This is a genomic window from Hydrogenophaga sp., assembly GCF_019264445.1.
Lineage (GTDB): Bacteria > Pseudomonadota > Gammaproteobacteria > Burkholderiales > Burkholderiaceae_C > Hydrogenophaga.
In genome coordinates this window covers 1-22,681 of the sequence record NZ_JAHVAB010000075.1, presented here as the reverse complement: position 1 = coordinate 22,681, position 22,681 = coordinate 1, and the positions used below count along the sequence as shown (strand labels likewise).

At 67.0% G+C, this 22,681-nt stretch carries 19 protein-coding genes and 1 other RNA gene; 9 read left to right on the top strand and 11 right to left on the bottom strand.

Features of this window, described 5'->3' with window-relative positions:
- Window positions 1-284 precede the first annotated feature (284 nt).
- The 9 genes from hslU to dapF form a co-directional block, all read right to left on the bottom strand.
- Window positions 285-1,622, bottom strand: coding sequence for an ATP-dependent protease ATPase subunit HslU (gene hslU, locus KXJ60_RS16260; RefSeq protein WP_291130321.1), 1,338 nt, complete (start codon window positions 1,620-1,622; stop codon window positions 285-287).
- Between the two features lie 85 nt (window positions 1,623-1,707).
- Window positions 1,708-2,253: an ATP-dependent protease subunit HslV gene (hslV, locus tag KXJ60_RS16255; RefSeq protein ID WP_291130319.1), complete on the bottom strand. Its 546-nt coding sequence runs from the start codon at window positions 2,251-2,253 to the stop codon at window positions 1,708-1,710.
- Between the two features lie 106 nt (window positions 2,254-2,359).
- Window positions 2,360-4,240: an STAS domain-containing protein gene (locus tag KXJ60_RS16250; protein ID WP_291130316.1), complete on the bottom strand. Its 1,881-nt coding sequence runs from the start codon at window positions 4,238-4,240 to the stop codon at window positions 2,360-2,362.
- A 44-nt stretch (window positions 4,241-4,284) separates the two neighbouring features.
- The gene (gene dksA, locus KXJ60_RS16245; RefSeq protein WP_291130313.1) at window positions 4,285-5,346 is read right to left on the bottom strand and encodes an RNA polymerase-binding protein DksA; all 1,062 of its coding nucleotides are present in this window, start codon (window positions 5,344-5,346) and stop codon (window positions 4,285-4,287) included.
- Between the two features lie 430 nt (window positions 5,347-5,776).
- Window positions 5,777-6,841 (bottom strand): GTP-binding protein, encoded by a 1,065-nt coding sequence (locus KXJ60_RS16240; protein ID WP_291130310.1) that lies wholly within the window; start codon window positions 6,839-6,841, stop codon window positions 5,777-5,779.
- 137 nt (window positions 6,842-6,978) lie between these two features.
- Window positions 6,979-7,380 (bottom strand): DsrE family protein, encoded by a 402-nt coding sequence (locus tag KXJ60_RS16235; protein WP_291130430.1) that lies wholly within the window; start codon window positions 7,378-7,380, stop codon window positions 6,979-6,981.
- Window positions 7,381-7,521: 141 nt separating this feature from the next.
- Window positions 7,522-8,523, bottom strand: a complete 1,002-nt coding sequence (locus KXJ60_RS16230) for a tyrosine recombinase XerC (RefSeq protein WP_291130427.1) — start codon at window positions 8,521-8,523, stop codon at window positions 7,522-7,524.
- Between the two features lie 55 nt (window positions 8,524-8,578).
- Entirely contained in the window at window positions 8,579-9,262 is a 684-nt protein-coding gene (locus KXJ60_RS16225; RefSeq protein ID WP_291130307.1) for a DUF484 family protein, read from the bottom strand.
- A 24-nt stretch (window positions 9,263-9,286) separates the two neighbouring features.
- Window positions 9,287-10,162 (bottom strand): diaminopimelate epimerase, encoded by an 876-nt coding sequence (dapF, locus tag KXJ60_RS16220; RefSeq protein ID WP_291130304.1) that lies wholly within the window; start codon window positions 10,160-10,162, stop codon window positions 9,287-9,289.
- A 211-nt stretch (window positions 10,163-10,373) separates the two neighbouring features.
- Here dapF and KXJ60_RS16215 point away from each other — a divergent pair, with 211 nt between their 5' ends.
- The 7 genes from KXJ60_RS16215 (at window position 10,374) to KXJ60_RS16185 (ending at window position 18,001) form a co-directional block, all read left to right on the top strand.
- On the top strand, window positions 10,374-11,399 hold the full coding sequence (locus tag KXJ60_RS16215; protein WP_291130301.1) for an ABC transporter ATP-binding protein: 1,026 nt from the start codon (window positions 10,374-10,376) through the stop codon (window positions 11,397-11,399).
- Between the two features lie 56 nt (window positions 11,400-11,455).
- The gene (locus KXJ60_RS16210; protein ID WP_291130297.1) at window positions 11,456-12,754 is read left to right on the top strand and encodes a PotD/PotF family extracellular solute-binding protein; all 1,299 of its coding nucleotides are present in this window, start codon (window positions 11,456-11,458) and stop codon (window positions 12,752-12,754) included.
- 158 nt (window positions 12,755-12,912) lie between these two features.
- Window positions 12,913-13,833: an ABC transporter permease gene (locus KXJ60_RS16205; protein WP_291130290.1), complete on the top strand. Its 921-nt coding sequence runs from the start codon at window positions 12,913-12,915 to the stop codon at window positions 13,831-13,833.
- Window positions 13,834-13,835: 2 nt separating this feature from the next.
- Window positions 13,836-14,735 (top strand): ABC transporter permease, encoded by a 900-nt coding sequence (locus tag KXJ60_RS16200; RefSeq protein WP_291130287.1) that lies wholly within the window; start codon window positions 13,836-13,838, stop codon window positions 14,733-14,735.
- Window positions 14,732-15,475 (top strand): GntR family transcriptional regulator, encoded by a 744-nt coding sequence (locus tag KXJ60_RS16195; RefSeq protein ID WP_291130285.1) that lies wholly within the window; start codon window positions 14,732-14,734, stop codon window positions 15,473-15,475. Before KXJ60_RS16200 ends, KXJ60_RS16195 begins: the two co-directional genes overlap by 4 nt.
- A 14-nt stretch (window positions 15,476-15,489) precedes the next feature.
- The gene (locus tag KXJ60_RS16190) at window positions 15,490-16,245 is read left to right on the top strand and encodes an aspartate/glutamate racemase family protein (protein ID WP_291130282.1); all 756 of its coding nucleotides are present in this window, start codon (window positions 15,490-15,492) and stop codon (window positions 16,243-16,245) included.
- 34 nt (window positions 16,246-16,279) lie between these two features.
- Window positions 16,280-18,001, top strand: a complete 1,722-nt coding sequence (locus tag KXJ60_RS16185) for an MBL fold metallo-hydrolase (protein ID WP_291130280.1) — start codon at window positions 16,280-16,282, stop codon at window positions 17,999-18,001.
- Window positions 18,002-18,049: 48 nt separating this feature from the next.
- On the opposite strand, the gene rnpB is transcribed toward KXJ60_RS16185, so the two are convergent.
- Window positions 18,050-18,410: RNase P RNA component class A (rnpB, locus tag KXJ60_RS16180), an RNA gene on the bottom strand.
- 22 nt (window positions 18,411-18,432) lie between these two features.
- Window positions 18,433-19,791, bottom strand: a complete 1,359-nt coding sequence (locus KXJ60_RS16175; protein WP_291130278.1) for an MATE family efflux transporter — start codon at window positions 19,789-19,791, stop codon at window positions 18,433-18,435.
- 124 nt (window positions 19,792-19,915) lie between these two features.
- On the opposite strand from KXJ60_RS16175, the gene KXJ60_RS16170 reads away from it, so the two are divergent.
- Both KXJ60_RS16170 and KXJ60_RS16165 read left to right on the top strand, forming a co-directional pair.
- Window positions 19,916-21,760: an FAD-dependent protein gene (locus KXJ60_RS16170; protein ID WP_291130275.1), complete on the top strand. Its 1,845-nt coding sequence runs from the start codon at window positions 19,916-19,918 to the stop codon at window positions 21,758-21,760.
- 102 nt (window positions 21,761-21,862) lie between these two features.
- Window positions 21,863-22,606 (top strand): glycine zipper 2TM domain-containing protein, encoded by a 744-nt coding sequence (locus KXJ60_RS16165; protein WP_291130272.1) that lies wholly within the window; start codon window positions 21,863-21,865, stop codon window positions 22,604-22,606.
- The last annotated feature ends 75 nt before the right edge of the window (window positions 22,607-22,681 follow it).

Here is a 22,681-nt window from a genome sequence, read left to right as displayed (position 1 = left end):
CACTTTTTTCCACTTTATCAGGAAATGCCGTGTCCACAATGGGGCAACTACACATTTTTTCAATGAAATCAACCACTTAGGAAGCATTTAGAAGCTTCTTGAAGCGCAAAAACACATTAAAAGCAAGCACTTACAACAAGCACTGCATGTGATGCTTCAAAACCCTGTTACACGCAGGGCTGTATGGACGATCAGGTGGGGGAAAGGGCCCGGCGCAACAGCCGCGACGCGGGGTGCGGCTGGGCCTGAGGGTCCGCCGGCGCAGAGCCGACGGACCGCGAGCTTCACAAGATGTAGCGCGAGAGGTCTTCGTTGCGGCTGAGCTCGCCCAGACGGCCGTCCACATAGGCGCCATTGATCGTGATGGTCTGACCCTGCAGACGCGTCGCGTCAAAGCTCACCTCGTCGAGCAGGTGCTCCATCACGGTGGCCAGGCGGCGTGCACCGATGTTCTCGGTGCGCTCGTTCACATCACAGGCAATCTGGGCGAGACGGCGGATGCCTTCCGGCGCGAACGCCAGCGTCACGCCCTCGGTGGCCAGCAGCTCCTGGTACTGGCGCACCAGAGAGGCATGCGTCTGCGTCAGGATGGCTTCGAAGTCCTCCACCGACAGCGACTGCAGCTCCACACGAATGGGGAAGCGGCCCTGCAACTCGGGAATGAGGTCGCTTGGCTTGGCCAGGTGGAACGCGCCGCTGGCAATGAACAGGATGTGATCGGTCTTGATGACGCCGTACTTGGTGGACACGGTCGTGCCCTCCACCAGCGGCAGCAGATCGCGCTGGACGCCCTGCCTCGACACCTCGGCACTGCCGCCGGCGTCGCTGCGCGAGGTCACCTTGTCGATCTCGTCGATGAACACAATGCCGTTCTGCTCGACGCTGTGCAACGCTCGCGTCTTGATGTCGTCTTCATTGACGAGCTTGCCGGCCTCTTCATCAATGAGGAGCTTCATCGCTTCGCCGATCTTGAGCTTGCGCGTCTTGCGCTTGCCTGCGCCCATCTGGCTGAACATGCCGCGCAGTTGCTCGGCCATGTCCTCCATGCCGGCCGGCCCCATGATCTCCATGGCCGGACGCGGTTCGACCAGATCGATCTCGATCTCACGGTCGTCCAGATCACCCTCGCGCAGCTTCTTGCGAAAGTTCTGCCGCGCGGTGCTCTCTGGCAGCGGCACCACGTTGGCGGTGGGCTCGGCGCCGCGGGCCGGAGGAATGAGGATGTCGAGGATGCGGTCTTCAGCGGCGTCTTCTGCGCGCACGCGCTGCTTGCGCATTTCCACCTCGCGGGTCTGCTTGATCGCGATGTCGGCCAGGTCACGGATGATGCTGTCCACATCCTTGCCGACGTAACCCACCTCGGTGAACTTGGTGGCCTCGACCTTGATGAACGGCGCATCAGCCAGGCGCGCCAGCCGGCGCGCGATTTCGGTCTTGCCCACGCCGGTGGGACCGATCATGAGAATGTTCTTGGGCGTGATCTCGGGCCGCAGTTTTTCATCGACCTGCTGGCGCCGCCAGCGGTTGCGCAGCGCAATGGCCACCGCGCGCTTGGCGCCTTTCTGGCCGATGATGAAGCGGTCCAGCTCGGAGACGATTTCCTGGGGAGTCATGGAGGACACAGGGCCCCCTCACTCCGCCGCTGGCGCGGGTCGTTGCCCCCCGAGGGGGAGCGAGCTTGCTGGGGGCTGCCCTGCACTGCGCTCATCAAAGCACCTCCACTGTGTGGTTCATGTTGGTGTAGATACACAGCTCGCCCGCGATCGCGAGCGACTTGCGCACCACCTCTTCCGCGCTGAGATCGGTGTGATCGACCAGCGCCTTGGCCGCCGCCTGCGCGTAGGCGCCGCCGGAGCCGATGGCCACGATGCCGTGCTCGGGCTCAAGCACATCGCCATTGCCCGTGATGATGAGCGAGGCACTGTGATCGGCGACCGCCAGCATGGCCTCCAGGCGACGCAGCACGCGGTCGGTGCGCCAGTCGCGCGTCAGCTCGATGGCCGCGCGCACCAGATGGCCCTGGTGCTTCTCCAGCTTGGCCTCGAAGCGCTCGAACAGCGTGAACGCGTCCGCCGTGGCGCCCGCGAAGCCCGCCAGCACCTGGTCGCGGTAGAGCTTTCGCACCTTGCGCGCCGTGCCCTTGACGACGATATGGCCCAGCGTGACCTGACCGTCACCGCCAATGGCGACCTGCACGCCCTGGGGTGTCTGGCGCCGCACGCAGACGATGGTGGTTCCGTGAAATGATTCCATGACGTTGAAGTGAGGATGGTTGGCGCAATTGCAACGGCCCATGCCGCTGCGATTGCAAGCCGATGTGAACCGCTTGCGCGCCGACGCGGCGAACGCGCGCCAGCGGTCAATCGACGCGAACGACGACCTTGGCGTACTCGGTGATACCGATCACGTGGAAGAACGCCGACACCAGACGGTGCGCGTCCACGAACTGCACCACGCGACCTTCGGCGTGATGGTTCGACACCCAGTTGAGCAAGGTACCTGCGGCGGAGAAGTCCACCCGAATCAGATGGCGGCAGGAAATGATGAGCACGTCGGCACCCCGTAGCTTGCGCTCCAGCGCCTCCAGCGTGGCCTGAGGATCGCCACGAATTTCGCCCGACAGCTCCACCAGTCCCAACTGATTGAAGTCGGTGGCCTGACTGTCGAAATGCGACTCGCTGTTGGGGTATCCCGACGCGACTTGCTCCAGCACGGATTCACCCAGCACCGACTGGCCGGCTTCACCGGGTTTTTCGGCCGCCTGGGAGGTGTAGTAGCAGCGCGGCTTCTCCCAGCCGGGGGGCGAGACCTCGTAAGTGACGCAAAAATCCAGCGCGGTGAGCTCGAATTCGTCGGGGCGGTTCATCACCCGCAACACCGCCATGCGCAGCTCCCACCAGAGCTGCTCCACATCGCGCCGCCCGGAAGGCGTCTGGCTCTTGAGCAGCTCTCGAAACGGCGACGCACCCTGAAAGCGCAACTCCACGTCCTGATCGCCCCACAGCGTGAAGATGCCCAGCAGCGCACGCGCGGCCTTCAGGTCCATGCTTTCCAGAGGGGTCCAGTCCAGCACCCAAGGCTGCGCGGCGCGCAAGAGCACGTTCTGCAAGGTACCCACGGCGTGGGCATCCAGTTCGGATTCGCTGACCCACACGGCGCGGTTGTGGCCGGTGGAGGGCGTGTAGACCTTGCCCGTCATGCTGGAGACGGTCTCGGGCATGTCGTACCACTGGGGCGCCGAGCGGTTGAAGCGGTTGACGAAATCGACCGCACGGCTCTCGAAGGGCGCCAGCTGGCCGGTGGCACGGTACAGGTCGAACAGCGCCAGCCAGTCTTCCTGCTGATCGGCCTTGCTGCCGCCGTCGCCCAGCACCTCCAGCAAACCCTGTTCCGCACCGGCGTCATCGCCATTGGCAAAGCGAATCGCGGCCTCTTCCACTTCCGGGTCCTGCGCAATTTCCTGCACATCGAGGGCATAGAAATGCGAAGCTGAAAACGCAGGTGCGTCAGAGCGGGAGTCGCCCGAAGACCTGGGCGCCATCAAACCCGTGCGGGAGGACGACGGCGGGGCCGCGGCAGGCACCGTGGGCGCCACTTCGCTCTCGCGCGAGGGTGACCAGCTCTTGCGCAAGGCGGCCGGGGCGGACGCGGACGCGGGGATATTCAGGGTGGGCACTTCCAGCGACTGGGGCACGGGCGCAGCGGCAGCAGCAGCGGCAGGATTGGGCAGAGGGCCCGGCTCCGTCTCGTCGTACTGGGCCTTGCGCTGCCTCACGCTGGTGTCGGGAACCTGGGGCGTCAGTGGCGCCTCGCGGGTTTTGCCGCCCGGCGCGTGCGCGCCAGTGTTCAGACCCGAACCGGTGCTGACCAGGGAGTCGGGCCCTTTGGTCTTCCACCATTGCATCGACATCTGCGCCTCGATCTCGTCGATCTTCTTGAGGGTTTCGGCGCGGTCGTCCGGCTTGGATGGGAGGCTGCTCTGAAAGAAAGAGGGCCGCATGCCGGGGCCTTCGACGCCCGTGCCTTCGCGGCTCCGGATTTTGCGCAGCATGTCGAATTCACGCTTGCGCACGAAGTCGTTGCGCCGCTTGCGCTCGATCATCTCCTTGAGCGCCGCCTTGCTGTATTCGCTCTCGCGGTCAGCCTGCCTCGTGTCGAGGTCCGACCAGCTGGTGGTCGGATGGCGCACGAATTTCACCACCTTGGACAGGAAGCCGCCGCTGGAGTCGTCCTTGGACATGTGAAGTCGTTACCGGAAAAGAAACTGGGTGGAAAAACGGAAACTCAGTCCCCGAACATCTTCTGCTTGAGCTCCCGGCGTTGCTGCGCTTCCAGGGAGAGGCTAGCGGTGGGGCGGGCCATCAGGCGACCCACGCCGATAGGCTCACCCGTTTCCTCGCAGTAGCCGTAATCGCCCGAGTCGATGCGTGCAATGGCCTGTTCGATCTTTTTGAGCAACTTGCGTTCCCGGTCGCGGGTGCGCAGCTCGAGGGCATGCTCCTCTTCAATCGTGGCGCGATCGGCCGGGTCCGGCACCACCACGGTGTCTTCGCGCAGGTGTTCGGTGGTTTCACCGGCATTGGCCAGCATGTCGGCCTTGAGCTGCGAGAGCTTGCGACGGAAATACGCCAGCTGCAGGTCGCTCATGTATTCGCTGTCAGGCATGGCCTGAACGTCCAGATCGGTGAGTTGCTCGACCGACAGGGTCTTCCAGTTGTTGGCCCGCTTGGGGTCTTTCTGGATCGAGGAAGGAACGGGAGGGGTCATCACGGCACGTTGATTCATGTGAGAAAAAGTCGCTTTGGCAGCGTCTGGGGCGTGGGTGGGCACCACCGCCGCCTGCGTCATCTGCTCCATCATGACCTTTTTGGCGGCCCGCTTGCCCAAGGGGCGAGGCGTGGGCTCCACCACAACCGGCGGCGGCGCGGCGGGGCGCTTGGCGCTGGGGGTTTTGGAAGCAGGGGCTGCGGCAGGCGCGGCCTTGGAAACCGGTGGGGTCACGGAAGATACAGCCGCTTTGGCAGCGGGCTGGGTCGTTGCTTTGGGGGCGGTCTTGCCCGCCGATTGAACGGCAGGTTTGACCGCTTTGGCGGGAACCGGGGTCTTGACCGGAGCCGCCTTGACGGGTGGACGGGCAGCGGTCTTGACGGGTGTCGACACCTTCTTGGCAACAACCGGCTTGGCCTTGGTGGTCGACTTGACCGCCGCCTTCGCCACCGGTTTGGCAGAAGGCTTGGCTTTTGCAGATGGGGCAGCCGCTTTGGGAGCGACTTTGGAGGGCGCCTTGGCAGCCGCCTTTGCCACCGGCTTGGCAGCCGGTCGCGCGGGTTTGGTAGCTGCTTTCACGGCGGGCTTGACGGTTTTGGTCGCCGCTGTGCTTTTCTTTGCCGCCGACGCGCGCGCCTGGGCACCCGACGCGGCGGGCTTGCCTGATTTCGCTGTCTTGGTTGCCGGGGCTTTCACAACGGGTCTCCTCTCAGTGACTGACGAAGCGGGATCTTGGGCGGTGCGCCGGGCGGATCTGGCCCGCACTGGCGTCACGGTGGGTCGCCGACGGATGCGACGTTATACCCTCATCGCCCCACGGCGCTGGACGTCGGCACATCAGGCCCCGCGAGGGAGACTGGGCAGCCAACTTGGGCCGCGATTGTAACGAGCCCCGCCCTGCAGCCCCGGATTCCTTTTCGGGCAGCCAGAGCGGTCGTTGGGGAAGCGAGACAAACGGCATGCCGGATCTCGTCGGATGTGCACACAAGAGACGCCGCGCTCCTGGCGATCAGACAAGGCTCTGGTCAAGGCCCTGCACCAGGATGTCCTTGGGCAGGTCGATGCCGATGAACACCATCTTGCTGGTGCGCTGCTCACCTTCGGCCCAGACCGGACCCAGATCGCTGCCCATGAGCTGGTGGACACCCTGGAAGATCACCTTGCGGTCGGTGCCCTGCATGTGCAGAACGCCCTTGTAACGCAACATGCGGGGGCCGTACACCTGAACGATCGCACCCAGAAAGTCTTCGAGCTTTTCGGGGCTGAAGGGCCGGGTGGCCCGGTAAACGAAGCTCTTCACATCGTCATCGTGGTGGTGGTGATGGCCGTGGCCCGCGTGGTCGTGCTGGTGCGACGGGTGATCGCAATGTTCGCCGTGCTCGTGGTCATGGTGCTCATGCCCGTGATCGTGGTCATCGACCTTCAGGAAGTCGGGGTCGATGTCGAGCTTGGCGTTGAGGTTGAAGCCGCGCAGGTCGAACACCTCCTTGAGCGACACCTCACCAAAGTGCACCGGGCGCATCGGGGCGCGCGGGTTCATGTGCTTGAGGCGGTGTGTGAGCGCACTCAGGTCGTCTGCACTCACCAGGTCGGCCTTGCTGATGAAGATCTGGTCGGCAAAACCCACCTGACGCCGTGCTTCCTGGCGGTCATTGAGCTGCTCGGCCGCGTGCTTGGCGTCCACCAGGGTCAGGATCGAGTCGAGCAGGTACTGCTCGGCGATCTCGTCGTCCATGAAAAAGGTCTGCGCCACGGGGCCGGGGTCGGCCAGGCCGGTGGTTTCAATGACCACGCGCTCGAAATCGAGTTCGCCCTTGCGCTTCTTCTGCGCCAGGTCCTGCAGCGTGGCGCGCAGGTCGTCGCGAATGGTGCAGCAGATGCAGCCGTTGCTCATCTGGATGATGTTTTCGGTGGTGTCGGCCACCAGGATTTCGTTGTCGATGTTTTCTTCACCGAACTCGTTTTCCACCACGGCAATTTTCTGGCCGTGCGCCTCGCTGAGCACGCGTTTGAGCAACGTGGTTTTTCCAGACCCGAGGAAGCCGGTGAGGATGGTGGCGGGGATGAGTGACATGGAGGGCGCAAGCGGAACGGGGGAGGGTATGAGAGAGGCCGTCGGGGAGTGTATGCCACCACTGCGAGCGGCGCCCCCGGGAGGGCATGCCAAAAAGAAGCCGGGCGACGCCCGGCTGGTGAACCCGGCGCGTGGCCTCAGGGTCGCAGGTAAACGATGCCTTCGCGGGCCTGCAGGCGCGCGACCTCGGCCACGCCAGAGGGCACCACCTTGGCTTCCATGGCGACCTTGGACGGATCGATGTTGCGCGACACCAGCGTGTTGTTGCACACCGCGAAGGTCACTCCCTTGGCCGACAGGTCGCCGATGGCACCCGCAAAGGACTGCCCTGCGGTGTTGTTGGCGCCTTCCAGCAGGAAGTCAATGCCCGCACCGTGGGTGACGACCACGATCTTGGCCGTGGGGTCGGCCGCAAGGTGGTTGCGGATGTTGTTGATGGCGCGCGAGGCCTGGGGGATGCCGTCGCTCAGGTGGTAGACCACCTTGACAGCGGGTTGCGCAGGCGCCTGCGCTTGGGCTTGCAGGGAGGTGGCCAGCATGGCACCGAGCATGAACGTCTTGAGGGCGGCGAGGAACTTGAACATGGCGGTCTCCATGGAGGTGAGGAAAGGTGGTCGCGTGCGCGGCGGAGCCGCATCCTACAGGTAATGCCCTGCCCGCGCCGCCGCCATGGGATCGCGTCAGCGCGATCGGGGGCCGCGGGCCGTGGGTTTGACGGTGCGATGCAGGCCGGGCGCATCCGCCATGGGCTCGGGCGCCTGGCCCGCGCGGCTGCCTGCGCGGGGGTGCGCCGCGTCGTAGACCTGCGCGAGGTGCTGAAAATCGAGCCGCGTGTACACCTGCGTGGTGCTGATGCTGGCATGTCCCAGCAGCTCCTGGACCGCGCGCAGGTCGCCGCTGGACTGCAGCACATGGCTGGCAAACGAGTGCCGCAGCATGTGCGGATGCACCGGCGTGGCCAGGCCCGCCAGCAGCGAACGGCGCTTGAGGCGCACGCGGATGTGCTGGGGCGTGAGCCGCTGGCCGCGCGAGCCGATGAAAAGCGCAGGGTCTTCACCCGCCCAGGCCGGGCGCAGCAACAGCCAGGCCTGCAGGGCGGCCAGCGCCGGCTGCCCCACCGGCACGCTGCGGCGCTTGGAGCCTTTGCCCAGCACGTGGGCCTCCCCGGCCTGCGCGTCGACCCAGCCGCGCGCGCTGCCGCTGGCGGCCACATCCAGGCCCACCAGCTCGCCGATGCGCAGGCCGCAGCCATACAGCAGTTCGGTGATGCACGCATCGCGCGCTTCCAGTGCGGGGTCGTCAGACGCTTCGTGGTGCACGGCCAGCTGCACGGCCTCATCCACCCCCAGCGCCTTGGGCAGGGGCTTGCCGGCCTTGGGGGCCCGCACGTCCTGCACAGGGTTGTGGTCGATCAGGCCCTGACGACCCAGCCACACATAAAAGCCGCGCCATCCCGACAGGATGAGCGCGATGCCGCGCGCGCTGCGCCCGGCGCCGTGCATCTGCGCGACCCAGCGCCGGACATGCGGGCTCTGCACGGCGCGCAGCGCCACCCCGGCTTCCCGGGCGTGCGCCACCAGCCGTTCCAGATCGAAGGTGTAAAGAATGACCGTGCGGTCCGCCAGACGCTTTTCCACCCGCACGTGGTTCAGATACGCCTGCACCAGCGCTGCATCGTCCAGCGCAGGGCGGTTGACTGTGGCGTGGACCGGAGGGCTCACGGCAGCCTGCGCGGGCTCACTCAGGCCGCAGGCGCGAGAGCGCGGCGCTGGTCAGTTCACCGATGCGCTCCAGGAAGTCGGTGCCCATGTCGGGCGCGAAACGCTGGTGATCGGGCGAGGCCAGCACCAGCAGGCCGAAGGCTTGCGGCGCAATGCCCGCGCGCAGCGGAATGAGGGCCAGCGACGCCGCCGCAGCGGGGTCGTCCAGCCACTGCGCCGCTTCCAGGCCCGGGTTGGCACCGCAATAGGGACGGGTGAGGGATGACGCGAACGCCGTCACGTCCTCGCTGGCGCCCAGAGCAAACGGCTCGCCGGCAAACGATGGCGCCACGTCCCACACCTTGATGGCGACCTGGGGCACCAGGAAATGGTCGGCGATGGCCTGTGTGGCCACGCCGGGCAGGTCGCGCGCTTCCCGCGTGAGCAGCAGCTCGCGCGTCCAGCGCTGCAGCTTGTCGGCAATGACCGTGTTTTCGTTGCCATGGCGGATCATCTCGGCGCCCTTGAGCTCCAGACCCCGGATCTTCTCGCGCAGCATTTCGGCCTGGCGCTCCTGCAGGCTCACGGCGCGCTGGCCATGCGGGCTGGTCAGCTGCACGGCGGCCAGCAGGCTCGCGTGGCGCTCGAAGAAGTCGGGCGTGTTCGCCAGGTAGTTGGCAATGTCGTCTTCGGTGATGGGCGGGATCTGGTTGGCGTTCATGGTGGGGCTGTGCGGTGACGTGGATCAGGCGAGGTCAGGGATGTCGATTTCGCCATCGAAGACGGTGGTGGCTGGGCCGGTCATGAGAACCGGACGGTTGTGTTGGGGGCTGTCCTGCCACTCGATGGTGAGCCGGCCGCCGCGGGTGTTCACGTCCACCCGCGCGTCCAGCAGGCCCAGCCGGATGCCGGCCACCACGGCGGCGCAGGCACCGGTGCCGCAGGCCAGGGTTTCACCCGCGCCGCGCTCGTACACGCGCAGGTTCACCTCACTGCGGCTGACGACTTGCAGAAAACCGGCGTTGACGCGCTGCGGAAAGCGCTCGTGCGATTCAATCCACGGCCCCCAGGAGCCCACCGGCGCGGACTGCACGTCGTCCACCAGCAAAACCGCGTGCGGATTGCCCATGGAGAGCACCGCTACCGGCACATCGCCGGCGTAGGGCAAGTCCAGCGGCCAGCGCTCGAAGGTGCCCATGGGCTCGGCCGTCAGGCCCTCGGCCTTGAATGGCACGCGGTCCAGGGCGAACACGGGTGGCCCCATGTCGACCGTGACGCGGCCGTCGGCGTGCATCTGGAGCTCCAGCTCTCCATTGACCACCTTCACGCGCAGCGGGTTGCGCGTGCTCAGTCCTTTGTCGTGCACGTAGCGCACAAAGCAGCGCGCGCCATTGCCGCAGTGCTCCACCTGGCCGCCGTCGGCATTGTGGATGGCGTATTCGAAGTCCAGCCCTTCGGCCGGCGACGGGCGCACGCTCAGGATCTGGTCGGCGCCGACGCCGAAGTGGCGATCCGCCAGGAAGCGGTATTGCGCAGCGGTCAGCCCCAGGCGGCCCTGCGTTTCGTCCAGCACGACAAAGTCGTTGCCGGCGCCTTGCATCTTGGTGAATCGGATGTGCATGAAAACCATTATCCGTCCTGCGCACCGCGCGGGCGCCACGCACCGTTACTGGTGCGCATCGAGCGGGTGCACGCGCACCGCCGTGGCCATGGCATCCCTGCCTTCTGGCCCGATGCGCACAATCCGGGTGCTTTTTTGTATGCAACTTTCATCAGATTGCGTACAAAACGGGCAAGCAAGCGCTGGCACGGGATATGCAACGGATGAGCGCATGAACGCTCTACCGCCCCTGCCCGCCGGCATCGAACTCGTCGCGCTGACCAAGCAATACGCTGCCGGCAGCGTGGCGGTGGACAGCATCAACCTGCGCATCGCCAGCAGCAGCTACTGCTGCCTGCTCGGTCCCTCGGGCTGCGGCAAGAGCACCACGCTGCGCATGATCGCCGGCCACGAGACCACCACCAGCGGCGACATCCTGCTGGAGAACCGCAACATCACGCACCTGCCCGCCGCCGGCCGCGGCACGGCCATGATGTTCCAGAGCTTTGCGCTGTTCCCGCACCTCTCGGCGCTGGACAACGTGGCCTTCAGCCTCAAGATGAAAGGCGTGGACAAGACCACCCGCCACCGGCAGGCGCAGGACCTGCTGGAGCGCGTGGCCATGGGTCACCTCGCGCAGCGCAAACCGGGCGAGCTCTCGGGCGGACAACAGCAGCGCGTGGCGCTGGCGCGCGCGCTCATCACGCAGCCGCGCGTGCTGCTGCTCGACGAGCCGCTGTCTGCGCTCGACCCGTTCCTGCGCATCCAGATGCGCGCCGAGCTGCGCCGCTGGCAGAAAGAACTGGGCCTCACCTTCATCCACGTCACGCACTCGCAGGAAGAAGCGATGGCGCTGGCCGACACCATGGTGGTGATGAACCACGGCCGCATCGAACAGGTGGGCCCGCCGCACGAGGTCTACAACCGGCCGGCCAGCGAATTCGTGGCCCGCTTCATGGGCGGCCACAACGTGCTGGAGACCACCCAGGGCAAGGTGGCCGTGCGCAACGACCACATTCAGCTCGCACCGCTGTCGCACGGCGAAAACGGCTGGCCCGCCACCGTGCACGACGTCGAGTACCAGGGCACCTATGTGCTGCTGGGCCTGCGCCTGGACCAGGGCCAGCCCGGCGAAAACATCTCGGTGATGCTGCCCGAGGCCAGCTTCGCCCAGCGGCCCTACGCGCCGGGCGACCAGGTCAGCATGACCTGGGCCGCCTGGCAGGCCCACACCTTTCCCCCCACCCTGGCCGTTTGAACCGCGCCCGGTTGTCCTTCGTTTCCCCCACCCACCCGCACCGCAGGAGATCTCCCATGTCGCACACCGATCACGACGAGCACGCCACCCCCGCCGCCCCGACGGGCCTGAGCCGCCGCAGCCTGCTGCAAGGCACCGCCGGCATGGCCGGCATTCTGGCCAGCGGCCTGGCCCCGGCCGTGCACGCACAAGAAAAAATCGTGCTGCGCTACCTGGGCACGGCGGTGAACCAGGACAAGGCCATTGCCGAGAAGTTCAAGGCCGACACCGGCATCGAAATTCAATACGTGGCCGTGACCACGGACGACGTCACCAAGCGCGCCGTGACCGCACCCAACAGCTTCGACCTGATCGACACCGAGTACTTCTCGCTCAAGAAGATCGTGCCCACCGGCAACCTCAAGGGCATCGACACGAAGAAGATCAAGAACGCCGACAAGATCACGCCGCTGTTCACCACCGGCACCGTGGCCGGCAAGGCCGTGGGCGATCAGGGCACGGCGCCCAAGAAGGTGATTTACCTCGAAGGCGAGAAGAGCAAGAAGTTCGCGACCGCGCCCACGCAGTTCATGTCGCTGATTCCCACCGTGTACAACGCCGACACGCTGGGCATCCGCCCCGACCTGATCAAGCGCCCCATCGAGAGCTGGGCCGAGCTGCTCAACCCCGAGTTCAAGGGCAAGGCCGCGATCCTGAACATTCCCTCCATCGGCATCATGGACGCGGCGATGGTCGTGGAAGCCAAGGGCATCCACAAGTACAAGGACAAGGGCAACATGACCAAAACCGAGATCGACCTGACGATCAAGACCCTGATCGAAGCCAAGAAGGCCGGCCAGTTCCGCGCGCTGTGGAAGGACTTCAACGAGTCCGTGAACCTGATGGCGTCGGGCGAGGTGGTGATCCAGTCGATGTGGTCGCCGGCCGTGACCGCCGTGCGCACCAAGGGCATTGCCTGCAACTTCCAGCCGCTCAAGGAGGGATACCGCGCCTGGGCCGCCGGCTTCGGTCTGCCCACCACGCTCAGTGGCCGCAAGCTGGACGGCGCCTACGAGTTCATCAACTGGTTCCTCGACGGCTGGGCCGGCGCCTACCTGAACCGCCAGGGCTATTACAGCGCCGTGCTCGACACCGCCAAGGCCAAGATGGAAGGCTACGAGTGGGCTTACTGGATGGAAGGCAAGCCCGCGTCGCAAGACATCAAGAGCCCCAATGGCGACGTGCTGGCCAAGGCGGGCGCGGTGCGCGACGGCGGCAGCTACGAGGCGCGCATGGGGGGCATTGCCTGCTGGAACGCGGTGATGGACGAGAACGAGTACATGGTCAGGAAGTGGAACGAATTCGTGGCGGCCTGACGGCCTCCCCCCGCGCCGCCTGCGGCGTCACCCCCCGGAGGGGGGCGCCACTGGCGGCCCGGCAAAGCCGGTTCCGCGGTGGCCTGGAGGGGGATTCGCTGCGCTTGCCGTGCAAACACCCTCCAGCGCTTTGTCCTTCGTTTTGATTGCGTGAACCCATGAGCACCACGACCACCCCTGTCGGCCCGCCCGCCATCAGTCCCACGCGCACCGTGAAGGCCTGGTGGCAGGCCGCGCCGTTCACGTTGGTGTTCGTGGTGTTCTTCCTGATTCCGCTGGCGCTCACCGTCATGGTGAGCTTCTGGAACTTCAACGAGTACGAACTCATCCCCGGGTTCACGCTGCGCAACTACGCGGCCATCTTCGAGGGCTGCTCCACACTCACCGAGCACGGCGATTTCTGTGTCTCGCTCTCCACCTACCTCTCCACGCTCAAGTTCTGCCTGCTGGTGTGGGCCATCACGCTGGTGGTGGGGTTTGCCGTGGCCTATTTCCTCGCCTTCCACGTGCGCTCGCCCGGCATGCAGACGCTGCTGTTCGTGCTGTGCACCGTGCCGTTCTGGACATCCAACGTCATCCGCATGATTTCCTGGGTGCCGCTGCTGGGGCGCAACGGCCTGGTGAACCAGGGCCTGATGGGCATGGGCGTGATCAACGAGCCGGTGGAGTGGCTGCTGTTCTCCGACTTTTCGGTGGTGCTGGCCTTCGTGCACCTCTACACCATGTTCATGATCGTGCCGATCTTCAACAGCATGATGCGCATCGACCGCAGCCTGCTCGAAGCCGCCAGCGACAGCGGCGCCAGCAGCTGGCAGACGCTGTGGAACGTGATCGTGCCGCTGTCCAAGACCGGCATCATCATCGGCTCGATCTTCGTCATCACCATCGTCATGGGCGACTTCGTCACCATCGGCGTGATGGGCGGCCAGCAGATCGCTTCGGTCGGCAAGATCATCCAGGTGCAGACCTCTTACCTGCAGTTCCCGCTGGCCGCGGCCAACGCGGTGATCCTGCTGGCCATCGTGCTCATGATCATCTGGGGCCTCACGCGCCTGGTCGACATCCGCAAGGAACTCTGAACATGGCCACCCCCCGCATTGCCGAACCCCGCGCCCCCGGCTTCTGGCCGCTGGCCATCGTCTTCGCCCTGTTCGTGCTGTTCATGTACGGGCCGATGTTCGTGATCTTCGTGCTGAGCTTCCAGGGCCCCGAAGGTGGCCTCACCTTCCCGCTGCGCGGTGTGTCGCTGCACTGGTTCTACAAACTGGCCGAAGGCCTGGGCACGGTCGACATTGGTGCGGCCTTCCTGCGCTCGCTCATGCTGGGCGGCGTGGTGATGCTCTTCACCGTGGTGCTCTCGGTGCTGGCCGGCCTGGCGTTTCGCAAGCCACTGCGCGGCGGCAACGCCCTCTTCTACATGACGGTGGCCAGCCTGATCATGCCGTCGATCATCGTGTCGCTGGGCATCGGCCTGCAGTTCCGCCTGCTCGATGGCGGCATCAAATGGCTGCTGGAGGCCGTGGGCGCCACCGGCACGCTGGAAAACTACGGCACCGCGCTGGGCCTGCTCACCTCGGCACTCGGCGCCCACCTCACCTGGACACTGCCCTTTGGCCTGCTGATCATGTTCGCGGTGTTCAACCGTTTCAACCCCGCCTATGAAGAAGCCGCGCGCGACCTCGGCGCCACACCGTGGCAAGGCTTCCGCCACGTGGTGCTGCCCCTCATTGGCCCCTCGGTCGTGGGCATCGGTATGTTTGGCTTCACGCTGAGCTGGGACGAAATCGCGCGCACCTCGCAGGCCATTGGCGACGTGAACACATTGCCACTGGAACTGCAGGGCCTCACCTCCACCGTGACCACGCCGGCGATCTACGCGCTGGGCACCGTCACCACCGTGGTCTCGCTGCTGGTGATGGGCGTGGCCGTGTCGCTCGCGCTGTGGCTGGGCCGGCGGCAGAAAAAGGGGCGGCCGCAATGACCACCCGGGCGCGCGCCCGCGCTGCGGCCGCCAGCGACGACACCCCACCCACCGGCACCGACAGCGTCATCTACGACCGCGTGGTCTCCGCCATCCTGGACCACCGCCTGCCACCCGGCACCAAGCTGGTGGAAGACCGCCTGGCCAACGCCTTCGGCGTGTCGCGCACGCTCATTCGCCCCGTGCTGGTGCGCCTGGCCAACGAGCAGGTGGTCACGCTCACCCCGAACCGGGGCGCCACCATCGCCCAGCCCAGCGAACAAGAGGCGCGCGAGGTGTTCGAGGTGCGCCGGCTCATCGAGTCCAGCCTGGTCGAACGCTTCACCGCGTGCGCCGACCGCGACGACATCCAGCTGCTCACGCAATGCATCCGCGACGAAGAGGCCGCACGCACCGCCGGCGACATGCGCCGCGCGATCCGGCTCTCGGGCGACTTCCACCTGCACATCGCCGACCGCGCCGGCCAGCAGACCATGGGCCGCATCCTGCGCGAGATGGTCTCGCGCACCTCGCTCATCCTCATGACCTACAGCAACAGCCACTCGCAGGCGCGGCGCGAGGCCACCGCCTGCGGCTGCGACGAGCACCGCGCGCTGCTGGCCGCCATCCGCCTGCGCGACGCGCGCGAGGCCACCCGGCTCATGCGCGAACACCTCGACCGGCTCGAAGCCCAGCTCGACTTCTCCCCACCCACTGGCCAGGCGCCCGACCTCGAGCGGCTGTTCGCTCCGCTGGCCTGACGGCTTCCCGTTGCATGCGCCAGCTGCTCGTCATCAACCCCAACACCTCGGCCAGCGTGAGCGCCTTGCTGCAGACGCACGTGCAGCAGGCCGCTGGTTCGCATGTGCAGGTGCGCACCGTCACGGCCCGCTTTGGCTCGCCCTACATTGCCGACGAAGCCAGCTTTGCCGTGGCCGCGCACGCCACGCTCGACGCCTGGGCGCACGCCCTGTCCACCGAGGCGCCCGCGCCCGACGCGGTGCTGATCGGCTGCTTCGGTGACCCCGGCCTGATGGCCTTGCGCGAGAGCAGCCCGGTGCCCGTCACGGGCCTGGCCGAAGCCGCGTTCATTGAAGCCGCGCGCCACGGGCGCTACGCCATCGTCACCGGCGGCGCGCGCTGGGGCCCCATGCTGCAACGCCTGGCGCAAGGGCTGGGGCAGGCGCAGCAACTCGCCGGCATCCACACCGTGGCCCCCACCGGCGCCCAGCTCGCCGCCGACCCGGTGGCCGCGCGCGCCCTGCTCGCACAAGCCTGCCGCGACGCCTCGCGCCAGCTCGGCGTGCAGGCGGTGATCCTGGGCGGCGCGGGCCTGGCGGGCATGGCCAGCGCAGTGCAGGCCGACGTGCCCATTCCCGTGATCGACAGCGTGATCGCCGGCGCCCACTGGGCGCTGCGCTGCGCGCCGCTGCCGCCCGAGCGTTCGACACCGGGTTTCAATGTGGCGTGGCAGGGCGTGTCGCCCGAGATGACGTTGCTGGGTGTCGCGCATCACGCCCGTTCAGGCTGAGCCTGTTCGCCATCGGCATGTCGCAAAATGCCGCATGGTCCGCCCCACCCAACTCCTGCACCCTCCCCGCCCTCTCGCCAGCGTGAGGCCCGCCGCCACCGTGCTGCTGCTGCGCGACAGCACCGACCCCGCCCGCCCCGGCATTGAAGTGCTCATGACCCGCCGATCCATGACGGCGAGCTTCGCACCCGGTGCGTACGTGTTCCCCGGTGGCGGCATCGACGCCGCCGACGCGCAGGCCCACGGCATTGCGTCGCGCCGCCCCACGCAGAGCGACCTGCACCTCACCCAGGCCATTGCTGCCATCCGCGAAAGCTTTGAAGAGCTGGGTGTGCTGCTGGCCCACCGCGCCGACGGCACACCCGTGACCGACAGCGACATCGCGCCACTGGACCGAAAGGCGCCCTTTGCCGCGCAGTGCCAGGCCCGGGGCCTCACGCTGGATGGCGCAGAGGTGTTCGTGCTGGCGCACTGGATCACCGACCGCGACCTGCCGCGCCGCTTTGACGTACCCTTTCTCGTGGCCCGCATGCCCGAGGGCCAGCAACCCGTGGCCGACGAAGCCGAGCAGTTCGAACCCTGCTGGGTGCGCCCGGCCGACGCGCTGGAGCGCCACAAGGCCGGTGGCTTTTTCATCATCTTCCCGACCATCCGCACGCTCGAGCGCCTGCTGGCCTATGCCAACGTGCAGGCCGTGCTCGACGCCTGCGCCCTGAACGACGAACCGCTGTGGACGAGCTGCCCGCGCGCTGGCCTGATGCGCGGCGCCGAAGAGCGCTACATGGAACACGAGCCGCCGTTTGGCGAGCTCGCCATGGTCTGCCCCGACGGCCAGATGGTGCACAGCCTGGACTGGCAGCACGAGCAACCGGTGCAGCTGCTGAAGAACGTGCAGCGCCTGACCGCGCCCAACCCCGGCTTCATGACCGGCCCCGGCACCAACAGCTATGTGGTGGGCGACCCCGCCAGCGGCCACATCGTGATCGACCCCGGGCCGGACGAGCCCGAGCACCTGGAGCGCCTGTGGCGTGCCGCGGGCGGGCGCATCCAGGCGATCGTCTGCACCCACTCGCACCCCGACCATTCGCCGGGCGCGCCACGCCTGCAAGCCCTGTGCGTGGCCGCCGGCCTGGAGAAGCCGCCCATCCTCGGCCTGCCCAGCGCACCCACCTCGCGCGAAAACAGCCGCTTCACGCCCGAGCGCGCGCTCGCCGATGGCGAGCAGCTCGTGCTGCTGGGCCAGTCGGGCGAGTCCACCGTGTCGCACACGCTGGAAGTGGTGCACACCCCCGGCCACGCCGCCAACCACCTGTGCCTGGCCCTGCTGGAAGACGGCCTGCTGTTCACGGGCGACCACATCCTCAACGGCAGCACCACCGTGATCGACCCACCCGACGGCAACATGGGCGCGTACCTCGATTCGCTGGACAAGCTCGACGCGCTGTGCGAACGCCACGGCATCGAATTCCTGCTGCCCGCGCACGGCTACGTGCTGGGCGACCTGCGCCGCAGCGCCGACAACCCCAGCGCCCCCGCCCATGGCGGCGCACGCGCGGCCATCGCCCACCTGAAGGCGCACCGCCTCGCGCGCGAAGCCAAGGTGGCCCGCGCCATGGCGGCCGAGCCCGAAGGCTCGATGGACGACTGGGTGAAGCTCGCCTACGACGACGTGCCCGAGCGGCTGTGGCCCGTGGCCAAACGCTCGATGGCGGCGCACGTGGAGCGCCTTCAGAGCCTGGGTGGGTTCAACCTCTGAACGGCAAAGCCAGCGGAGCGCTGGCTGCACAGAGGCAGAAATAAAAAAGTGTGAAGCGCACCGTTACGCCGGATTCTGTGCATCCGGAGCCCTCTTTCGAAGGCCCGGACGTGACCGCCATTCATCTGGGCCGGGGGTTGCCCGCCCGGCTCGGTGCTACCTACCCGCCAACTCCGCGGAACCACGTCAACGTTGGCCTATTTGGTATTGCTGCGCGTAGAGATTGCCCGTTTCACCCGAACTGAATCGGCTCGTCTCTGTTGCTCTGATCCTCACCTTAGGGCCCTCGGAGCGAACTCTTCGGGCTTGTCGGTGGAGAGGTGTTACCTCCTACGCTGTCCTGTGCAGTCCGGACGTTCCTCCAGCACACCCTTTCGGGTCTCGTGCCAGCGGCGGCCTGGTGCGCTTCACGGGCGCGATTATCCCCTGCCTCAGACCAGCCGCTCGATCTTGCGGTGGCGCCACACGAAGTGGTAATAGCCCGTCTGCATCAGCAGCATGGCCACATAGGCAATCGGGAACGCCATCCACACGCCCTGCAGCCCCAGTTGCGCGTCGAGCACATACGCCGCCGGCAGCTGGATGCCCAGGATGCAGAACACCGAGATCGCCATGGGCACCAGCACCACGCCGCTGGCGCGCATGAGGCCACCCACCACCGCCTGGAAGCCAAACACCAGGATGCTCCAGAGCATGATGTGCAAGAGGTGTTGGGCCTGCTGGCGCACCTCGGGCTGCGTGAGGAACAGGCCCAGCAAGTGGTGCGAGAGCGCATAACCCAGCAGCACCAGCGAGCCGGTGAGCGCGGCGTTGAGCCACAGGCCGGTGCGCAAAATCGCGCCCAGGCGGTCCACCCGCCCCGCGCCAATGGACTGCGCCGCCAGGATGGACGCGGTGATCGCAATCGACAGCGCCGGGAACTGCACATAGTTCACCACCTGCGTGACCGCGCCGTAAGCGGCGGTGGCCTGCGACCCGTGCCCGTTCACCAGCGCCAGGATCACCAGCTCCGACATCGAGATCACCACCATCTGCAAGCCCGTGGGCAGGCCGATGCGCATCACTTTGGCGAGGATGGCGCGGTCCAGCCGCAGGGCACCGAGCAGCTCGCGGTCAAAGGCCATCACGTGCTGGCGGCGCCCCAGCCGCCACACCAGAAAGCCCAGCGCCACCGCATACGACACCAGCCCCGCGTACGCCGCACTCTGAATGCCCAAGGGCGGCAACCCCAGCCAGCCCTTGATCAGCGCGGGCGTGAGCAACAAGCCCAACGTGGTCGACAGCAGCAGCGCCAGCAGCGGCGAGACGGTGTCGCTCACGCCCCGCAGCAACTGCGTGAACAAAATGAACACCAGCAGCAGCGGCATGATGAGCAGCACGACCCGCGCGTAGGCCACCGCGTCGTCCAGCACGTCCACCGGCGTGCCCAGCGCCTGCATCGTAGGGCGCGCAAACACCCCGCCGAGCACGGCTGCCGCCACCCCGATGAGCGCGCCCAGCATGAGCGCGGTGCCGGCAATCGCCTTCACCTTGTGCGGCTCGCGCGCGCCCCACGCCTGGCCAATGAGCACCGAAGCGCCCGCGCCAATCCCGATCACCAGCGAGATGAAGAAGAACACGATGGGGAACATGCCCGAGACCGCCGCCAGCGCGTGCGTGCCCAGCATCTGGCCAATGAAGATGCCGTTGAGCGTGCCAGAGAGCCCTTGCAGGATGTTGGACAACACCATGGGCAAGAGGAACACGAGGTAGACGCGCCAGAGCGGGCGCGCAGCGGAAGGTGTGGTCATGGGAATGCAAGTGAAGGTGCGGGAGTATCCCGCCGCCAGATCCTGGCGGGCACCCGATGGCGGCGCATTGGCGACAATACACGGGCTTTCGTCTTCTGCTTGATCAACACAAGCCCCACGACACATGATCCGACTCTCCGAACTCAAGCTTCCCCTGGCCGCCGTGCCCGCCGAACACCGGCGCGCCGCAGACGCCCCCACCGAAACCGACGCCGACCGCCTGCCCCCGCCCCACCCGGTGGAGGCCCTCACCGCGCTGGCCGCCGCCGCACTGGGCATCACGCCGGCCCAGATCGCCCACCTGCACGTGTTCAAGCGCAGCTTCGATGCGCGCAAGGCCGACCTGCTCGCGGTCTACATCGTGGACGTGACGCTGGCCGAGCCGGCACAAGAGGCGGCGCTGCTCGCCGCGCACGCGGGCAAACCGCACGTGCTGCCCACGCCCGACATGGCCTGGCACCCGCCCGGCCACGCACCCGCCGGCTGGCCCGCCCAAGAGCGCGACCGCCCGGTGGTGGTCGGTCTGGGCCCCTGCGGCCTGTTTACCGCGCTGGCCCTGGCGCAAATGGGGCTCAAGCCCATCGTGCTCGAACGCGGCAAGCCCGTGCGCGAGCGCACCAAGGACACCTGGGGCCTGTGGCGCAAGCAAGTGCTCAACCCCGAAAGCAACGTGCAATACGGCGAAGGCGGTGCCGGCCTGTTCTCCGACGGCAAGCTCTACAGCCAGATCAAGGACCCGCGCTTCCTGGGCCGCAAGGTGATGCAAGAGTTCGTCGACGCCGGCGCGCCGCCCGAAATCCTCTACACCGCCCACCCGCACATCGGCACCTTCAAGCTGGTGCGCGTGGTCGAAGCGATGCGCGAAAAGATCATCGCGCTGGGCGGCGAGATCCGCTTTCAGCACCATGTGCGCGGGCTCACACTGGCGCGCGACGAAGACGGCGTGCAGCGCGTTGACGCCTTGCAGGTGCAGCGCCTGGACACGGGCGAGCAGACCAACATGCCGGTGCGCCATGTGGTGCTGGCGCTGGGCCACAGCTCGCGCGACACCTTTGCGCTGCTCTGGGACGCCGGCGTCTTCATGGAAGCCAAGCCGTTTTCGGTCGGCTTTCGCATCGAACACCCGCAGGGCGTGATCGACCGCGCCCGCTGGGGCCGCCACGCCGGCCATCCGCTGCTGGGCGCGGCCGACTACAAGCTGGTGCACCACGCCCAGAACGGGCGCGCTGTCTACAGTTTCTGCATGTGCCCGGGCGGCATGGTGGTGGCGGCCACGTCCGAGCCCGGCCGTGTGGTCACCAACGGCATGAGCCAGTACTCGCGCAACGAACGCAACGCCAACGCCGGGCTGGTGGTGGGTATCGAGCCGGTCGACTTCCCGCAGACCTTCCCGCACGACGCGCCGCAATGGACCGCCGCCTTCGGCGAGACCGACGGCCAGCGCTACGCCGCGCAAGCGGCGCAACTCGCCGCCACGGGCCAGACGCACCCGCTCGCCGGCATCGTGCTGCAGCGCCAGCTCGAAGCGCGCGCCTATCAGCTGGGTGGCGGCACCTACGAAGCGCCGGGCCAATTGGTGGGCGACTTCCTGCAGCAGCAGCCTTCCAGCGCGCTGGGCAGCGTGGAGCCGTCCTACCAGCCGGGTGTGAAGCTGGGCGACCTCGCCCCCGCCCTGCCCGCCTACGCCATCGAGGCCATGCGCGAAGCGTTGCCGGTGTTCGGCCGCAAGATTCAGGGCTACGACATGCCCGATGCAGTGCTCACTGGCGTCGAAACCCGCACCTCGTCGCCGCTGCGCCTCACCCGGGGCGAAGACTGCCAGAGCCTGAACACCCGCGGCCTGTACCCGGCGGGTGAAGGCGCGGGCTATGCCGGCGGCATCTTGTCGGCGGGGGTGGACGGCCTGAAGGTGGCCGAGGCGCTGGCCCGCAGCGTTTTGAACGCGCCGGTGGTCGCCCGGGCAGCCTGAATGCGACAGACGGCACGCCGCGGTCACGAATCTTTACACCGGATGCAAGCAGGGTTGACAGACCCGGTGCATGCTTCAGGCTATCCCTCAAAGGAGCTTTCCATGAAAACCCCCGTTCTGATTCCCGTGATGACCGGCCTGCTCGCCCTGGCCGGCAGTGGCCTGGCGCACGCTCAGGATGAGCAAGGCCGGGTGATCAGCAGCACGCCGATCATCCAGCAGGTGGCTGTGCCGCGCGAAGTGTGCAGCGACCAGCAGGTGACCTACCAAGGCCAGAAGTCCGGCGCCGGCGCGCTGATTGGCGGCATCGCGGGCGGCGCTGTGGGCAACGCCATCGGCGACGGCAGCGGCCGTGCGGCGGCCACGGTGCTGGGCCTCATTGGCGGCGCCATGCTGGGCAACCGCATCGAAGGCCCCGGCCAGGCGCAGACCGAAACCTACCGCCAGTGCGGCACGCAGACGTTCTACGAGAACCGCACCGTGGCCTATGACGTGCTGTACGAATACGCGGGCAAGCAATACCGCACGCAGATGCCCAACGACCCGGGCCGCTTCGTGCGGCTGAATGTGTCGCCGGCCGATGCCCTGCTGCCGCCCCCGCCGGTCACTTACCCGTCGTACCGCCCGCAAACGCAGTACGTCGAACCCACCACGCGCATCACCATCGGCACGACCTACTACCCGAACCCGGGCTCGGTGGTGCCGATTCATGGGTACCGGTATGGCCCGGGCTACCAGCCGTATCCGCGCCAGGATGGCTACAACCGTCGCGACGACTACCGTCGGGATGAAAACCGTCGGGACGGCGGCCGATGGGACAACGACCGCTGGGAACGCAACCGCTGAGCGGTCGAGCCCCATGAAAAAAAAGCGACCCGCGGGTCGCGTTTTTATTGGGCCAAAGCCCGGGCGTGCAGCGGG

Bases quoted from the DNA above. Each gene is read 5' to 3' on its own strand.
- KXJ60_RS16170 (WP_291130275.1), top strand. From the start codon at position 19,916: ATGATCCGACTCTCCGAACTCAAGCTTCCCCTGGCCGCCGTGCCCGCC.
- KXJ60_RS16185 (WP_291130280.1), top strand. From the start codon at position 16,280: ATGGTCCGCCCCACCCAACTCCTGCACCCTCCCCGCCCTCTCGCCAGC.
- dapF (WP_291130304.1), bottom strand. From the start codon at position 10,162: ATGCACATCCGATTCACCAAGATGCAAGGCGCCGGCAACGACTTTGTC.
- KXJ60_RS16215 (WP_291130301.1), top strand. From the start codon at position 10,374: ATGAACGCTCTACCGCCCCTGCCCGCCGGCATCGAACTCGTCGCGCTG.
- hslV (WP_291130319.1), bottom strand. From the start codon at position 2,253: ATGGAATCATTTCACGGAACCACCATCGTCTGCGTGCGGCGCCAGACA.
- KXJ60_RS16240 (WP_291130310.1), bottom strand. From the start codon at position 6,841: ATGTCACTCATCCCCGCCACCATCCTCACCGGCTTCCTCGGGTCTGGA.
- KXJ60_RS16250 (WP_291130316.1), bottom strand. From the start codon at position 4,240: ATGTCCAAGGACGACTCCAGCGGCGGCTTCCTGTCCAAGGTGGTGAAA.
- KXJ60_RS16175 (WP_291130278.1), bottom strand. From the start codon at position 19,791: ATGACCACACCTTCCGCTGCGCGCCCGCTCTGGCGCGTCTACCTCGTG.
- KXJ60_RS16165 (WP_291130272.1), top strand. From the start codon at position 21,863: ATGAAAACCCCCGTTCTGATTCCCGTGATGACCGGCCTGCTCGCCCTG.
- KXJ60_RS16235 (WP_291130430.1), bottom strand. From the start codon at position 7,380: ATGCTGGCCACCTCCCTGCAAGCCCAAGCGCAGGCGCCTGCGCAACCC.
- KXJ60_RS16205 (WP_291130290.1), top strand. From the start codon at position 12,913: ATGAGCACCACGACCACCCCTGTCGGCCCGCCCGCCATCAGTCCCACG.
- KXJ60_RS16200 (WP_291130287.1), top strand. From the start codon at position 13,836: ATGGCCACCCCCCGCATTGCCGAACCCCGCGCCCCCGGCTTCTGGCCG.
- KXJ60_RS16210 (WP_291130297.1), top strand. From the start codon at position 11,456: ATGTCGCACACCGATCACGACGAGCACGCCACCCCCGCCGCCCCGACG.
- KXJ60_RS16195 (WP_291130285.1), top strand. From the start codon at position 14,732: ATGACCACCCGGGCGCGCGCCCGCGCTGCGGCCGCCAGCGACGACACC.
- KXJ60_RS16190 (WP_291130282.1), top strand. From the start codon at position 15,490: ATGCGCCAGCTGCTCGTCATCAACCCCAACACCTCGGCCAGCGTGAGC.
- KXJ60_RS16225 (WP_291130307.1), bottom strand. From the start codon at position 9,262: ATGAACGCCAACCAGATCCCGCCCATCACCGAAGACGACATTGCCAAC.